Here is a 14856-nt window from a genome sequence, read left to right as displayed (position 1 = left end):
CCGGACCGTCCGGTCACTCCGTGCGCAGCACGGTGAACGCCTCGGCCAGCCGGCCCGGCGGCAGCCCGGCGTTGTCGGCGACGGTGGTCAGCCGGTCGCGTACCCAGGTCTCCACGTCCAGGTGACCGGTCTGGGTGTGGTGCGCCCGCATCGCCGCGATCTTGCGTTCGGTGTGCCGGGTGATGTCGACGGCGTGGTCCGGGGCCGGGCCGCCGGCGTACCAGATCTCCCGGACCACCCACGGCTCCAGCCCTTCGGCGAGCAGGTCGGGGTGGGCGAAGGGGTTGCGTGCGTCCGGGTAGACGGCGCAGGTGGCGGCCTCGCCCACGGCGAGGTGGTCGGGGTGGCTCGGGCCGGACAGGTGCTCCCAGCGGCGCAGCGGCGAGTTGGTGAGCACCCGGTCCGGCCGGAACCGCCGGATGGCGGCGGTGACGTCGCGGCGCAGCCCGAGGGTCGGGGCGACGGTCCCGTCGGTGTAGCCCTCCAGGAAGTCGACCCGGGTGACCCCGACCTCGGCCGCCGCGGCGCGCTGCTCCGCCGCCCGGATCCGGGGCATCCGTTCCCGTGCGGTGTCGTCGAAGCCACCGGCGTCCCCGTAGGTGACGATCAGGTACGCGACCTCGACGCCTTCCTCCACCCAGCCGGCGATCGTGCCCGCACAGCCGAAGTCGACATCGTCCGGATGGGCAAAAACGGCCAGCGTCCGGCGAACGTCGGAGAGGGCCGGCGCGGAGGCGGGGAAGCTCACAAACCCTGAGCTTACGCATGGCCGGCTTGCTGTCTTACCTGCTCAGAGCGGTACGACCAGGGCAGATCATGATCTTCTCTCAAGTATCGGCAACGTGGCAACCAACTAACGGCTTGATAACGGCACCTTCACGTAATGGGCCGGTGGGTGTCACAGTGGCAGCACCTCACCCCTGGCGTGAGGCACCCCGCACGTCCCGCCGGCCACGGCACCGCTCCGCCAGGAGCGCTTCGTGGCCGTCGAGCCTGCGCGGCGCCGAGCGCGAGAGATGGGGTAGCCCGGCGGATCGGTTCCCCGATTTCTCTGCGGTAAAACCGGTGACCTGCGACATCGGGGTCACTGGCGGCATCACCCCCCATACGTGCGTGAAACCCACGACGGAACCAGGTTAGAAAGAGGAGGCCCCTCGGAATGAGAGTCTCGAAGCGGGCGAGCGGCGCCATCGCTGTGGGCGCGGCATTCGCGCTCATCGCGACCGGCTGCTCCAGCGGCAACGGTGACGACACGACCAGCGCCGCCAGCAAGGACGGCAGCATCGTCATCGACGGCACCGAGCCGGAGAACCCCCTGGTTCCGGCCAACACCACCGAGACCGGTGGCGGCAAGGTCATCGACTGGCTCTTCACCGGGCTGGTGGAGTACCCGAACGACGGTGGCGCGCCGCGTAACGCGCTTGCGGAGTCCATCGAGACCAAGGACTCCAAGGTCTACACCATCAAGATCAAGAAGGACACGAAGTTCCACGACGGCACCGTCGTGAAGGCCAAGAACTTCGTGGACGCCTGGAACTGGGGCGCCTACTCGCCGAACGGCGCGCAGAACGCCAGCTTCTTCGCCGACATCGCCGGCTTCGCGGACGTCAACACCTCCGACCCGGACGAGGACGGCCCGAAGAAGGCCCCGACGCCGACCGCGAAGGAGATGAAGGGCCTCAAGGTCGTCGACGACTGGACCTTCGAGGTCACCCTCGAGGCGCCGACCGCCGTGTTCCCGACCAAGCTCGGCTACAGCACCTTCATGCCGCTGCCGGACTCGTTCTTCACCAACCCCGAGGCGTTCGGCAAGAAGCCGATCGGTAACGGCCCGGTGAGCTTCGTGTCCTGGGAGAACAACGTCGCGATCAAGCTCACCCGCTTCGACGACTACTCCCTGCGCGACAAGATGAAGATCAAGGACGTCACCGTCAAGATCTACCAGGACGACACGGCGGCCTACAACGACCTGGTCTCCGGCAACCTGGACTTCCAGCAGCAGGTTCCGGTCTCCTCGCTGGCCGGCGACAAGTGGAAGGCGGACCTGGGCGACCGGGCCATCGCCTCCACCACGCCGTCCACCGGCATCATCGCGTTCCCGATCTACGACGCCCGCTTCAAGAACGCGGACCTTCGTAAGGCGATCTCGCTGTCGATCGACCGCCAGCAGATCACCGACAAGATCTTCTTCGGTAACCGCAAGCCGGCCGACAGCTGGGCCAACCCGCTGACCCCGGGCGCGAAGCCGGGCAACTGCACCGCCTGCAAGTACGACCCGGAGCAGGCCAAGCAGCTGCTGGCCAAGGCCGGTGGCTTCAAGGGCCAGCTGAAGATGTACTACAACGCCGACGCCAGCCACAAGGACTGGATGGAGGCCGTCGCCGGGCAGATCAAGAACACGCTCAACATCGACGCGGTCGCCGTCGGCGTGCCGACCTTCGCGGTCTTCCGCCAGAACATCAACGCCCACAAGATGGACGGTGCCTACCGCGCCGGCTGGCAGCAGGACTACCCGGACGTCGAGAACTGGGTCAACCCGCTCTACGTGACCAATGGCTCCTCGAACGACGGTCTGTACAGCAACCCCGAGGTCGACGCCCTGGCCAAGGCCGCCAGCTCGGCGCCGAGCATCGAGGACGCGCACGCCAAGTTCGCCGAGGCCGTTGCCAAGATCGACCAGGACGTTCCGTCCATGCCGATCTACTTCGGTGGCCAGCAGTCCGGCCACTCCGAGAAGATCAAGAAGATGGAGCTCTCCAACGTCGGTGAGCTCGACATCACCTCCGTCGAGCTCTGATCCGAACGGTCTGACCCCGGGTCGGGCTCGCCTACCGGTGAGCCCGACCCGGGGCCGTTCCGCGAGGGGGTGTACAACATCTCCTCGCAACGTTGTCGCCATCCGTGTGTCGGCATACCCCGCCCGGCGCGCGCCCCCTTGTCAGGAGGACCACCCCATGGGCCGTTATCTGGTGAGACGGCTGCTCCAACTCGTTCCGGTCTTCATCGGTACGACGTTAATGATCTACGCGCTGGTCTGGGCGGTCCCTGGTGACCCGTTCGCCGGCAAGTGCGGCGATCGGGGCTGCCCCGCGAACTACGTCGCCATGATGACCGAGAAGTACCAGTTGGATCAGCCGATCTGGGTGCAGTACGCCACGTACATGAAGAACCTCCTGCAAGGGGACTTCGGCTCGACCTGGACCGGGCGGCCGGTGGGCGAGATCATCGCCACCGCGTACCCGAACACCCTGAAGCTGGCCGCGGTGGCCCTGGCGATCGAGGCCGTGATCGGCCTCACCGCCGGCGTGCTGACCGGCCTGCGCCGCAACGGCTTCCTGGACAACCTGGTCCTGGTCTCCACGCTCTTCCTGATCGCGCTGCCGGTCTTCGTCGTCGGCTTCGTGCTCCAGTGGCTCTTCGGCGTGAAGTGGGGCATCGTCACCCCCACCGTCTCCAACGAGATGCGTCTGACCGAGCTGATCCTCCCGGGCTTCGTGCTCGGTAGCGCGTCCATGGCGTACATCGCCCGGGTGTCGCGCACCAGCATCGCGGAGAACCGCCGGGCCGACTACGTCCGGACGGCCATCGCGAAGGGCCTGCCCATGCGCCGGGTGGTCGGCATCCACCTGCTGCGCAACTCCCTGATCCCGGTGGTGACCCTGCTCGGCACCGACCTCGGTGCCCTGATGGGTGGGGCGATCATCACCGAGGGCATCTTCGGCATCAACGGAATCGGACGCACCGTCCTGCGGGCGATCGTCACCAAGGAGAGCGCTACGGTTGTCTCCATCGTGGTGGTCCTGGTGCTCGTCTATCTCGTGATGAACCTGCTGGTGGACCTGCTCTACGCCGCCCTGGACCCGAGGATTCGCTATGAGTGAGCGCAGCGAACGAATCGTCATTGCAGTGTGCGCGGGCAACCAGCCCTGCGCTGAGCGCAGCGAGGTGCAGGCATGAGTGACCCGAGTGCCGCTTCGATCGTCAGCACCCCCCGTCCGGAGCAGCCGACCGAGATCGGCGCCCCGACCAACGCGGGCCTCCCGGAGAACGCCAAGAAGGAGAAGCCGCGCGGCCTCCTCGGCGACGCGTGGCGGGACCTGCGGCGCAAGCCGCTGTTCTGGATCTCGGCCACGTTCATCCTGATCTTCGTGGTGATGGCCGCCTTCCCGTCGCTGTTCACCTCCGGCGACCCCTACGCCCAGGCGTTGTCGCGCAGCCGGGTCGAGCCCTCCAGCGACGCCTGGTTCGGCTACGACGTGCAGGGCCGCGACGTGTTCGCCCGGACCATCTACGGCGCCCGCGCCTCGATCGTGGTCTCGCTGCTCTCCGTGATCGGCACCATGCTGATCGGTGGAGTGATGGGTATCATCGCCGGCTACAAGGGCGGCTGGGTCGACGGCCTGCTCTCCCGGATCGCCGACATCTTCTTCGGCCTGCCGTTCGTGCTCGGCTCGATCGTCATCCTGACCACGTTCAACGGCGCCACCTCGAACAACACCTCCACGCAGATCATGGGCCTGGTCATCGCGTCGCTGGTGGTGCTCACCTGGCCGGTCGTGATGCGGCTGATGCGTTCCTCGGTGCTGGCCACCAAGGAGGCCGACTACATCGTGGCGGCCCGGGCGATGGGCGCCAGCACCAGCCGGATCATCCTCAAGCACCTGCTGCCGAACTGCCTGGCGCCACTGCTGGTGTACGGGACGATCATGATCGGTTCGTTCATCGGCGCGGAGGCCACGCTGTCCTTCCTGGGCATCGGCCTGAAGAGCCCGGTGGTGTCCTGGGGCATCATGATCAACGAAGCGCAGAACTACATCCGGGTATCGCCCTTCCTGCTCTTCTTCCCCTCCGCGTTCCTCGTCACCGCCGTGCTGAGCTTCGTCATGCTCGGCGAGGCGGTCCGCGAGGCCCTCGACCCGAAGCTCCGATAGGGGAGACTGAGTTGTCCGACATTCTCGTGTCCCAGCAGTCCCGGCCCGGCGCCGACGGATCCGGCCGCCCTTCCGGCCGGCTGCTCGAGGTCGAAGACCTGCGGGTCGAGTTCCGCACCCGGGACGGCGTCGCCAAGGTCATCAACGGGGTCACGTACCACGTCGACGCGGGGGAGACCCTCGCCGTGCTCGGCGAGTCCGGCTCCGGCAAGAGCGTCACCGCGCAGACCATCATGGGCATCCTCGACATGCCGCCCGGGTTCGTCACCGGCGGCCAGGTCCGCTTCCACGGCAAGGACATGCTCAAGATGTCCTCCGAGGAGCGGCGCCGCATCCGCGGCGAGGGCATCGCGATGATCTTCCAGGACTCGCTCTCCGCCTTGAACCCGGTCTTCACCGTCGGGTTCCAGATCGCCGAGCAGTTCCGCATCCGGCGCGGCATGAGCCGCACGGACGCCAAGAAGCGCGCGATCGAGATGCTCGACCAGGTCAAGATCCCGAACGCCAAGGGCCGGTTCAGCAACTACCCGCACCAGTTCTCCGGCGGTATGCGGCAGCGCGCGATGATCGCGATGTCGCTGGCGCTCGACCCCGAGGTGCTGATCGCCGACGAGCCGACCACCGCGCTGGACGTGACCGTGCAGGCCCAGATCATGGACCTGCTCGGTGAACTCCAGCGGGAGCGGCGGATGGGCATGATCCTGATCACCCACGACCTCGGCGTGGTCGCCGATGTCGCGGACCGGATCGCGGTCATGTACGCCGGCCGGATCGTCGAGGAATCCGACGTGTACGACCTGTACGCCAAGCCGGCGCACCCGTACACCCTCGGGCTGCTCGAGTCGATCCCGCGGCTGGACGAAAAGGGCCAGCAGCTCCGGACCATCAAGGGTCTCCCGCCGAACCTGATGAACATTCCGCCGGGCTGCCCGTTCAACCCGCGCTGCCCGATGGCGCAGCCGGTGTGCCGGGAGAAGGTCCCCCCGCTGCTGCAGATCGGCGCCGGTCGGGCCAGCGCCTGCCACTTCGCCGAGGAGCTGGTGAACCGTGTCTGAGAACATTCTCGAAGTACGTGACCTGGTCAAGCACTACCCCGTCACCCAGGGGATCGTGTTCAAGAAGACCGTCGGCCAGGTCAAGGCCGTCGACGGCGTCTCCTTCGACCTGCGGGCCGGCGAGACGCTCGGCGTGGTGGGCGAGTCGGGCTGCGGCAAGTCGACGCTGAGCCGGGTTCTGATGAACCTGGAGAAGCCGACCGCCGGCAGCGTGCACTACAAGGGTCGGGACATCTCCAAGCTCTCCGGTTCCTCGCTGAAGGCGATGCGCCGGCAGATCCAGCTGGTGATGCAGGACCCGTACACCTCGCTCAACCCGCGGATGACGGTCGGCGACCTGATCGGCGAGCCGTTCGAGATCCACTCGGAGGTGGCGCCGAAGGGCAGTCGCCGGGACAAGGTCAAGGAACTGCTCGACCTGGTCGGCCTCAACCCGGAGCACATCAACCGGTACCCGCACCAGTTCTCGGGTGGCCAGCGGCAGCGCATCGGCATCGCCCGGGCGCTCGCCCTGCGGCCGGAGATCATCATCTGCGACGAGCCCGTCTCGGCCCTGGACGTCTCGATCCAGGCCCAGGTGATGAACCTGCTGGAGAAGCTGCAGACCGAGTTCGGCCTGTCGTACGTCTTCATCGCCCACGACCTGTCGGTCGTGCGTCACCTCTCCGATCGGGTCGCGGTGATGTACCTCGGCAAGATCGTGGAGATCGGCACCGAGGACGAGATCTACGAGCGGCCGACCCACCCGTACACCCAGGCGCTGCTCTCGGCGGTGCCGGTGCCGGACCCGACGCTGCGGGACAACAAGGCGATCATCCGGCTCACCGGTGACGTCCCCTCGCCGATCAGCCCGCCCTCGGGCTGCCGGTTCCGCACCCGGTGCTGGAAGGCGCAGGACATCTGCGCCCAGCAGCCGCCGCTGCTGGAGATCCGGCGGGGCTCGGACCACCCGAGCGCCTGCCACTTCGCCGAGAAGCGGGAGATCGTCGCCACCCACGGGGCGTGACACCGTCCGGACCGCCTGCCGCCGTCAGCCCGACGGTGGCAGGCGGTTCGCCGTTTCCGCCCCCGGCCGCCTCACAGCGGGCCGCGGCCCGCCCGCAGCAGCAGCAGCGCGAGCTGGGTGCCGTCGGCCCCGAGCGCCTGGCGGAACCGCTCCAGGATCTCCCGCTCGCGGGAGAGCACCAGGCGGGTGCCGCCGGAGGCCATCCGGGTCGCCCCCACCTCCTGGGAGAGCGCGGCCCGCTCCTGCCAGAGCGCGATGATCGTGCGGTCGATCTCGTTGATCCGCTCCCGGATGGCCACGATCCGCTCGGCCGCCGCCGCGTCGTCGGTGCCGGTGCCGGTGCCGGTGCCGGTGCCGGTGCGGGCGGTCGCCGCCCCGTTCGCGTCGCTGCCGGGCCGGTCGTCGTCACGCGCCAGGCTGCCGCTGGACTCCACCACGTCAGTCATCATCGTCGTACCCCTCGGGTGTCGGGCCCGGTGCCCGGATCCCGGGACGAAAAAGCCCCGGGCTCTCCGAGCCCGGGGCTTTCGCAGGTCTGAACGATCAGGCGCGACCTACGGCTGCCGGACTCCCGGTGCCGTAGTAAAAGTAGAAGCGCGCCTCGATCACGTCGTCGAGTATGCCGACCGGTGGGCCGGCCGCGCAAGGATTCCGGCCAACCCGTGGGACGCGGCGCGGCCCCGGGGAGCCGGGACCGCGCCGCGTCGACGTCAGCTCAGCCGAGCCTGGAGATCCGGTCGGCCGGACCGGGCGCGACCGGGGCGCCGGCGCCCAGGTACGCGACGAGGGCGTCCACGTCGAAGCCCCTTGCCGTGGTCCGGCCGGTGCCGGCCTTCAGGTCGGTGAACCCGTCCCCGCCGTTGGCGAGGAAGTCGTTCGTGGTGACCCGGTAGCTGGCCGCGGCATCGACCGGTGCGCCGTTCAGTGCCAGCGCGCTGACCCGGGAGCCCGCCGCGGCGCTGCTGTCGTACGAGTAGGTCAGCCCGGCGGAGACCTGGAGGATCCGCTGGGTGGTCTGCCCGTTCCAGCCGACGAACTGCTGCTCCAGCACGCTCTTGAGCTGCGTGCCGGTGAGCGTCTGGGTGACCACGAGGTTGTTGAACGGCTGGACGGTGAAGGCCTCGCCATAGGTCACCTCGCCCGGCGCCTCGCCGCCGGCCGACGCCCCGTACGACAGGGACGCCCGGATGCCGCCCGGGTTCATCAGGGCCAGCTGCGCCCCATCGCCCCTGGTGTACGCCAGCTGCGCGTCGGCGATCACGTCACCGAGCGGGCTCTCGCCGCTGGGCTTCGCGTCCCGGACGATGTCCGCGCTGATCCTCCCGACCACCTTGTTGGCGATCGGGGCGACCGCGGCCCGGTACTTGTCGGCCAGCGCCCTGGCGCCCGGGTCGACCAGCTCGGGGTTGCGCGCGAAGACGCCGGGCGCGGTCTGCTGCCAGCTGCCGTCCGGGTTGCGGACGCCGTTCTCCACGATCACGTTCTTCGCGGTGATGCCGGTGAACCGGCCGGTGCGCCGGTCCAGCGAGTAGTCGACGTCGGTGATCAGCTGACCGTTGCTGCCGGCGCTGGTGACCACGCTCTGCGTGCCCGAGGAGTTCGGCAGCGAGCAGGAGTAGAAGCGGTGGGTGTGCCCGGAGACCACCAGGCCGAACTCCGGGCGCAGGCCGCGGACGATGTCCACGATCGGGCCGGAGAAGTTGGCGCAGTCGGAGACGCCGGGGGTGCTCGGGGGCGGCGACTGGGCCCCGCCCTCGTGCACCAGCAGCACCATCGCCCGGACGCCGAAGAGCTTGAGCAGGCCGCCCCACTTGTTGGCGGTCTCCACCTCGTCCCGGAACTCCACCGAGGTGATGCCGGCGGGGTTGACGATGCCCGGGGTGCCCTCCAGGGTGACGCCGACGAAGCCCACCGGCACACCGCCGACGAAGCGCACGTCGATCGGGGGCAGGATCGGCAGCTTCGTCTTCTTGCTGATCGTGTTGGCGGCCAGGTAGGTGAACTTCGCGCCGGCGAAGCCGTCGCCGTCGGCGCAGCCGTCGACCGGGTGGCAGCCGCCCTTGTCGATCCGGATCAGCTCGTCGACGCCCTCGTCGAACTCGTGGTTGCCGACCGAGCTGATCTCCAGCCCGACCTCGTCCATCAGTTCGATCGTCGGCTCGTCGTGGAACGCGGCGCTGACCAGCGGGGTGGCGCCGATCAGGTCGCCGGCGCCGACGGTGGTGGTCTTCCGGCCCTCGGCGGCCGCCTCGGCGCGTAGCTTCTTGAGCCAGGTGGCGAGGTATTCCACCCCGCCGGCGGGGGTGCCGTTGACCGTGGCGCCGCTGCCGCCGGGTGGGTCGATGGCGCCGTGGAAGTCGTTGTAGCTGAGGAACTGGCCCTTGATCTCGCCGCCGGTTGCGGAGGCGTACGAGACGGCGACGGGGGCCAGGCCCGCCGCCGGGACGTCGGCGGCCGGTTGCGGTCCGGGCCGGCCGGTGACGGGCAGGGTGGCCACGACGGCCAGGGCGAGGGCCGGTGCGGCGAGGTGGCGCAGCAGGGCCCGACCGCGCGGACGCGGTTGACTCATGATTGTTTCTCCCAGGTCGGGTACGGGGGAGGAGCCGGGGTTTTCACCGTCATCGTTCCGGCTGGGGGACGAAGGCGCCAGAGGGGACTCCGTGACAGGTTCGTCTCACCTCGCACCCGGGCGTGCGCGGGCGGGAAGTGTCCGGCCGGCGGCATAGACTCGCCGTGCGATGCATCCTCTCTTCGACATCCCCGCGTCCCCGCCCGCGCCCGAGCCCGCCCGCACCCCGCCGCACCGGCCCGGGTCCGGCCCGGCCCGGCTGGATCCGCAGGCCCTGGTCGAGGGCCTCAACGGCCCCCAGCGGGACGCGGTGACCCACGCCGGCTCCCCGCTGCTGATCGTGGCCGGTGCCGGGTCCGGCAAGACCCGGGTGCTCACCCACCGGATCGCCTACCTGCTCGCCGCGCGGGACGTGCACCCCGGCGAGATCATCGCGATCACCTTCACCAACAAGGCCGCCGGTGAGATGAAGGAGCGGGTCGCCCACCTGGTCGGCCCGCGCGCCCGGCTGATGTGGGTCTCCACCTTCCACTCCGCCTGCGTGCGGATCCTGCGGGCGGAGCACGAGCACGCCGGGCTGAAGTCCACCTTCTCCATCTACGACGCGGACGACTCGCGCCGGCTGATGCAGATGGTCGCCCGCGAGCTCGACCTCGATCCGAAGCGCTACCCGGCCCGGGGGCTCGCCGCCCAGGTCTCCAACCTCAAGAACGAGCTGGTCGACCCGGAGGAGTTCGCCGGCCGGGCCAAGGGGCCGAACGAGCGGGCGCTGTCCGAGGCCTACACGCTCTACCAGCGGCGGCTGCGCGAGGCGCACGCGCTGGACTTCGACGACCTGATCATGACGACGGTGCACCTGCTCCAGTCGCACCCCCACGTGGCGGAGAGCTACCGCCGCCGGTTCCGGCACGTGCTGGTGGACGAGTACCAGGACACCAACCACGCGCAGTACACCCTGATCAAGGAGCTGGTCTCCGGCACCGAGGGGATCGAGCCGGCCGAACTCTGCGTGGTCGGCGACGCCGACCAGTCGATCTACGCGTTCCGCGGCGCGACGATCCGCAACATCCTGGAGTTCGAGCGGGACTTCACCGACGCCCGGACGATCCTGCTGGAGCAGAACTACCGCTCCACCCAGACCATCCTCAACGCGGCCAACGCGGTGATCGACCGGAACACCTCCCGCAAGCCCAAGCGGCTGTGGAGCGACGCGGGGGCCGGCGAGCAGATCGTCGGGTACGTCGCCGACACCGAGCACGCCGAGGCGGACTGGGTGGGCCGGGAGATCGACCGGCTGGTCGACGACGGCGAGACCCGCCCCGGCGACGTGGCGGTCTTCTACCGCACCAACGCCCAGTCCCGGGTCTTCGAGGAGGTGTTCATCCGGGTCGGCCTGCCCTACAAGGTGGTCGGCGGGGTGCGCTTCTACGAGCGCAAGGAGGTCCGTGACGCGCTGGCCTACCTGCGCGCCGTGGTCAACGACGACGACACGGTCAGCCTCCGCCGGATCCTGAACACCCCGCGTCGGGGCATCGGCGACCGGGCCGAGGCCTGCGTCGAGGCGCTCTCCGGCCGGGACCGGATCTCCTTCGGGGCGGCGCTGCGCCGGGCGAAGGACGCGCCGGGCATCTCCACCCGGGCGGCCAACGGCATCGGCGACTTCGTCGCGCTGCTCGACGGCGCCCGCGAGCTGGCCGAGACCGGCACCCCGGAGGAGGTGCTGGAGGCGCTGCTGACCCGCTCGGGCTACCTCACCGAGCTGGAGGAGAGCCTCGACCCGCAGGACGCCGGCCGGGTGGACAACCTCCAGGAACTGGTCAGCGTCGCCCGGGAGTACACCGAGCGGATCGAGGCGCTGGGGGAGGAGGGGGAGCGGGCCACCCTGGCCGGCTTCCTGGAGCAGGTGGCCCTGGTCGCCGACGCCGACCAGATCCCCTCCGACGACCCCGACCACCAGGGGGTGGTCACCCTGATGACGCTGCACACGGCGAAGGGCCTCGAGTTCCCGGTGGTCTTCCTGACCGGGCTGGAGGACGGCGTCTTCCCGCACCTGCGCTCGCTGGGCGACACCCGCGAGCTGGAGGAGGAGCGCCGGCTGGCCTATGTGGGCATCACCCGGGCCCGGCAGCGGCTCTACCTGTCCCGGGCGGTCACCCGCTCGGCCTGGGGGCAGCCGTCCTACAACCCGCCGTCGCGGTTCCTGGAGGAGCTGCCGCCGGAGCTGGTCCGCTGGGAGCGCACCGAGGGGTCGTACACCTCGTGGGCCGGCGGGGGTGGCGGCGTCGGCGGCCGCGCGGACCGCGCGCCCGGCGGGCGTGGCGGCTTCGCCGGGGGTACGCCGAAGGCGGCCCAGCTGGCGAAGCGGCTCGGCGTGGATGGCAGCCGACTGGCGACCGCCAGCGAGCTGCCGCAGGCGCCGAAGGTGTCGGCCGGGGACCGGGTCAACCACCAGCGTTACGGGCTGGGGCGGGTGCTCGCCGTGGAGGGGCACGGCCCGGGCGCCCGGGCGCAGATCGACTTCGGCGAGCAGACCATGTGGCTGGTGCTGCGGCACGCCCCGATCGACAAGCTCTGACGACGAGGGGCCCGGCTCCGGCGAACCGCCGGGCCGGGCCCCTCGTGTCGTCCGTGGGCGGTCAGCAGCCCACGTCGATGCCCCGGGCGCGCAGGAACGGCGCGGGGTCGATCTGGTTCCACATCTGCCCCTGGTGCACCTCGAAGTGCAGGTGCGGGCCGGTGGAGTCGCCGGTGGAGCCCTCGTAGCCGATCACCTCGCCGACGGTGACCTTCTCGCCGACGGTGACCTTCAGGCTGCTCTGGTGGGCGTAGTGGGTCAGGTAACCGTTGCCGTGGTCGATGAAGACGGAGTTGCCGTACCCGTCGCCGGCGTCGCCGGCCTTCACCACGGTGCCCGCCGCGGCGGCGTGGATCGGCGTGCCGGCGGGCATCGCGAAGTCGATGCCGGCGTGCAGGGTGCCCCAGCGCTGGCCGTAGCAGGAGGTGATCTCGGCGCCCGGCATCGGGATCACCCAGCTCGGCTTCGGCTTCGGCGTGCTGGTCCTGCGCACCGTCGGCTTCGGGGCGGCCTTGCGCGTCGGGGTCGCCGACGGGCTCGCGGAGGGGCTGCCGGTGGTGGGGCTCGGGGTGGCCGACGGGCTGAGCGGGGTGGCCGACTCGCGGGCGGAGCGGTCGGCGCGCGAGTCGGCCTCGGCCCGCGCGGCGGCCTCGGCGCGGGACTGGGCGTCCAGCGCGACGGCGGTGGTGGCCGGGGCGTCGTCGCGGTCGAAGGCGATCGACGAGGCGCCGGCGAGGCCGAGGCCGACCAGCGCGACCGCACCGAGGGCGAGGGCGCGCCCGCCGAGGCGGGGCCGCCGACGGTGCCGGGCCGGGGCCGCCTGGGTCGTGTCGTTCCGGGTGGAGCTGTCTTTCTGCACGGCGGACCTTCACACACTCAGGGGGACGGGACCCGACCATCCTGGGTGTGAACCGGCCCGGCGCCGGGTAGGGGTACCAGCGGGTAATCGGGAGCGCGGTCGACTGCTGTCCGAATTCGCCCCTTGTCGGGGATTGCGCCCTTATGTGTGATCATGTGGCCCAGTGGCACCGCTCACATCTCGGACTGTGACCCACCAGACTTCGGGCACGAAAAACCGCCCGGATCGATCGATCCGGGCGGTCAACAGGCGTTACGCAGCGTCAGGACGCCGCTGCTTCGCTGTAATATGCCTCGACTTGCAGCTTGATGTCCACTCCGCGGTCCTGGAGCCACGGCACCGGGTCCAGCGGCTGCCCCTTGACATGGATCTCCAGGTGCAGGTGCGAGCCGTACGAGTGGCCGGTGTTGCCGACCAGGCCGAGTTGGTCGCCGGCCTTGACCTGCTGCCCCTCGTGGACGCTCACCGAGGAGGAGTGGCCGTAGATGGCCTCGCTGCCGTCGGCGTGCTGGACGATCACCGCGTAGCCGTAGCCACCGAACCAGCCGGCCTTGGTGACGGTGCCCGAGTGGATCGCGACGAACGGGGTGCCCTCCGGCGCGACCAGGTCGATGCCGGTGTGCAGCTTGCCCCAGCGCATGCCGTACGGGGAGTTGAAGTCGTAGCCCTGCAACGGCAGCAGCCACGGGTCCTGCTCGGTGGACTCAGCCTGTGCGCCCCGGTCGTTGTCACGGGTGGCGCGTTCGGCGGAGTCGGCCCGGGCGGCCGCGTCCTGGCTGGTGATCGAGGCCTGCTTGAGCTCGTCGAGGACCGACGGGCTGACACTCTTGGCGTCCGGGAGGGCGCCCGCGCCGAGCGCGACGACGCCGGCGCCGACGAACGCGGTCGTGACGACCGCCGCGTAGCGGCTCCGCGGGGGGGTGGGTACGCGGCGGCGGCCGCGATATCTATCGGGCTCAGACGACAGGCGCTGGCGCACGCACACCCTCCGTTGTCGGGGATCCGATGCGACCTCGAACCGTTCGGTGAAGCTCTGTCGAACGTCCGGGGCCACGTCGTCACCCGTCCGTGGACCTGATGACAACCGTGGACACGTTAGCCAACCCCCGCTCCCGTCACAAGCGGAAGCGCCGAACCGGCGTTTCTTTCTGTCCCTTCCCGTCCGCCTTTGTCACAGCTCGTCCCCCGGACGGCTGTCCCCGAACCTGTCCGTTCGTCGCGCAGAGTGACCGTTCGGCGGAGGTGTCCGGCTTCCCGCGGAGGGGGTGGGGCGGTAGAGGACGTGGCCCGGATTTCCCGCCCCCGCCCGGTCGGGTTACCGTTCGTTCAGGTGGGAAGTCGCGGAGCCCGTGAAAGGTGTGCGCTGATGAGCTCTCGTATCCGGGTCGTCGTCGCCAAGCCCGGCCTGGACGGCCACGACCGGGGCGCCAAGGTGGTCGCGCGTGCCCTGCGTGACGCCGGCATGGAGGTCATCTACACCGGCCTGCACCAGACCCCCGAGCAGATCGTGGAGACCGCGATCCAGGAGGACGCCGACGCGGTCGGCCTCTCGGTGCTCTCCGGCGCGCACATGACCCTCTTCCGCCGGGTGCTGGAGCTGCTCGGCGAGCGGGACGCCCGGGACATCGTCGTGTTCGGCGGCGGCATCATCCCGGACGCCGACATCCCCGAGCTTCAGCAGCTCGGCGTCGCCAAGATCTTCACCCCGGGCGCCACCACCCAGTCGATCGTCGAGTGGGTCCGGGAGAACGTGGCCCAGGCCGTCGCCTGACCGGCGACCCGGTCCGTCCGGCACGAGTGGCGGTGTCCCCGGTCGGGACGCCGCCACTTCGCGTCAGGTGCGTCGGGACCGGAACGCGGG

General features: G+C 70.1%; 12 protein-coding genes. 7 read left to right on the top strand and 5 right to left on the bottom strand.

Features of this window, described 5'->3' with window-relative positions; genetic code table 11:
* Positions 1 to 13: 13 nt before the first annotated feature.
* Positions 14 to 748, bottom strand: coding sequence for a PIG-L deacetylase family protein (locus tag AC5RWQ_RS24005; RefSeq protein WP_494284916.1), 735 nt, complete (start codon positions 746 to 748; stop codon positions 14 to 16).
* 411 nt (positions 749 to 1159) lie between these two features.
* Here AC5RWQ_RS24005 and AC5RWQ_RS24000 point away from each other — a divergent pair, with 411 nt between their 5' ends.
* The 5 genes from AC5RWQ_RS24000 to AC5RWQ_RS23980 all read left to right on the top strand — a co-directional run bounded on the left by AC5RWQ_RS24000 (position 1160) and on the right by AC5RWQ_RS23980 (position 6992).
* Positions 1160 to 2797: a peptide ABC transporter substrate-binding protein gene (locus AC5RWQ_RS24000; RefSeq protein ID WP_494284915.1), complete on the top strand. Its 1638-nt coding sequence runs from the start codon at positions 1160 to 1162 to the stop codon at positions 2795 to 2797.
* A gap of 157 nt (positions 2798 to 2954) precedes the next feature.
* Positions 2955 to 3881: an ABC transporter permease gene (locus AC5RWQ_RS23995; protein ID WP_494284914.1), complete on the top strand. Its 927-nt coding sequence runs from the start codon at positions 2955 to 2957 to the stop codon at positions 3879 to 3881.
* 72 nt (positions 3882 to 3953) lie between these two features.
* Complete coding sequence (locus AC5RWQ_RS23990; RefSeq protein ID WP_494284913.1) at positions 3954 to 4931, top strand: ABC transporter permease; 978 nt, start codon at positions 3954 to 3956, stop codon at positions 4929 to 4931.
* Positions 4932 to 4957: 26 nt separating this feature from the next.
* A complete protein-coding gene (locus AC5RWQ_RS23985; RefSeq protein WP_494284972.1) occupies positions 4958 to 5986 on the top strand; it encodes an ABC transporter ATP-binding protein in 1029 nt (342 codons plus the stop codon).
* Positions 5979 to 6992: an ABC transporter ATP-binding protein gene (locus AC5RWQ_RS23980; RefSeq protein WP_494284912.1), complete on the top strand. Its 1014-nt coding sequence runs from the start codon at positions 5979 to 5981 to the stop codon at positions 6990 to 6992. Before AC5RWQ_RS23985 ends, AC5RWQ_RS23980 begins: the two co-directional genes overlap by 8 nt.
* A gap of 71 nt (positions 6993 to 7063) precedes the next feature.
* Here AC5RWQ_RS23980 and AC5RWQ_RS23975 read toward each other — a convergent pair whose 3' ends face one another.
* Both AC5RWQ_RS23975 and AC5RWQ_RS23970 read right to left on the bottom strand, forming a co-directional pair.
* Positions 7064 to 7441 carry a chorismate mutase gene (locus AC5RWQ_RS23975; protein ID WP_494284911.1) on the bottom strand — a complete coding sequence of 126 codons (378 nt, stop codon included), beginning with the start codon at positions 7439 to 7441 and terminating at the stop codon, positions 7064 to 7066.
* Positions 7442 to 7707: 266 nt separating this feature from the next.
* Complete coding sequence (locus AC5RWQ_RS23970) at positions 7708 to 9561, bottom strand: bifunctional metallophosphatase/5'-nucleotidase (RefSeq protein ID WP_494284910.1); 1854 nt, start codon at positions 9559 to 9561, stop codon at positions 7708 to 7710.
* A 169-nt stretch (positions 9562 to 9730) separates the two neighbouring features.
* Here AC5RWQ_RS23970 and pcrA point away from each other — a divergent pair, with 169 nt between their 5' ends.
* Entirely contained in the window at positions 9731 to 12136 is a 2406-nt protein-coding gene (pcrA, locus tag AC5RWQ_RS23965) for a DNA helicase PcrA (RefSeq protein ID WP_494284909.1), read from the top strand.
* Between the two features lie 61 nt (positions 12137 to 12197).
* On the opposite strand, the gene AC5RWQ_RS23960 is transcribed toward pcrA, so the two are convergent.
* Positions 12198 to 12995, bottom strand: coding sequence for a M23 family metallopeptidase (locus AC5RWQ_RS23960; RefSeq protein WP_494284908.1), 798 nt, complete (start codon positions 12993 to 12995; stop codon positions 12198 to 12200).
* A gap of 262 nt (positions 12996 to 13257) precedes the next feature.
* Positions 13258 to 13974, bottom strand: a complete 717-nt coding sequence (locus AC5RWQ_RS23955; protein ID WP_334493548.1) for a M23 family metallopeptidase — start codon at positions 13972 to 13974, stop codon at positions 13258 to 13260.
* Positions 13975 to 14361: 387 nt separating this feature from the next.
* Here AC5RWQ_RS23955 and icmB point away from each other — a divergent pair, with 387 nt between their 5' ends.
* On the top strand, positions 14362 to 14766 hold the full coding sequence (gene icmB / locus AC5RWQ_RS23950) for a coenzyme B12-dependent isobutyryl CoA mutase small subunit (protein ID WP_334493550.1): 405 nt from the start codon (positions 14362 to 14364) through the stop codon (positions 14764 to 14766).
* Positions 14767 to 14856: the final 90 nt, after the last annotated feature.

Source organism: Micromonospora sp. BS32 (assembly GCF_059089345.1).
Note: the sequence above shows the minus strand (reverse complement) of the source record. Positions and strands in the feature narration are given on the sequence as shown.

Bases quoted from the DNA above. Each gene is read 5' to 3' on its own strand.
- AC5RWQ_RS24000 (WP_494284915.1), top strand. From the start codon at position 1,160: ATGAGAGTCTCGAAGCGGGCGAGCGGCGCCATCGCTGTGGGCGCGGCA.
- AC5RWQ_RS23995 (WP_494284914.1), top strand. From the start codon at position 2,955: ATGGGCCGTTATCTGGTGAGACGGCTGCTCCAACTCGTTCCGGTCTTC.
- AC5RWQ_RS23990 (WP_494284913.1), top strand. From the start codon at position 3,954: ATGAGTGACCCGAGTGCCGCTTCGATCGTCAGCACCCCCCGTCCGGAG.
- AC5RWQ_RS23975 (WP_494284911.1), bottom strand. From the start codon at position 7,441: ATGATGACTGACGTGGTGGAGTCCAGCGGCAGCCTGGCGCGTGACGAC.
- AC5RWQ_RS23970 (WP_494284910.1), bottom strand. From the start codon at position 9,561: ATGAGTCAACCGCGTCCGCGCGGTCGGGCCCTGCTGCGCCACCTCGCC.
- pcrA (WP_494284909.1), top strand. From the start codon at position 9,731: ATGCATCCTCTCTTCGACATCCCCGCGTCCCCGCCCGCGCCCGAGCCC.
- icmB (WP_334493550.1), top strand. From the start codon at position 14,362: ATGAGCTCTCGTATCCGGGTCGTCGTCGCCAAGCCCGGCCTGGACGGC.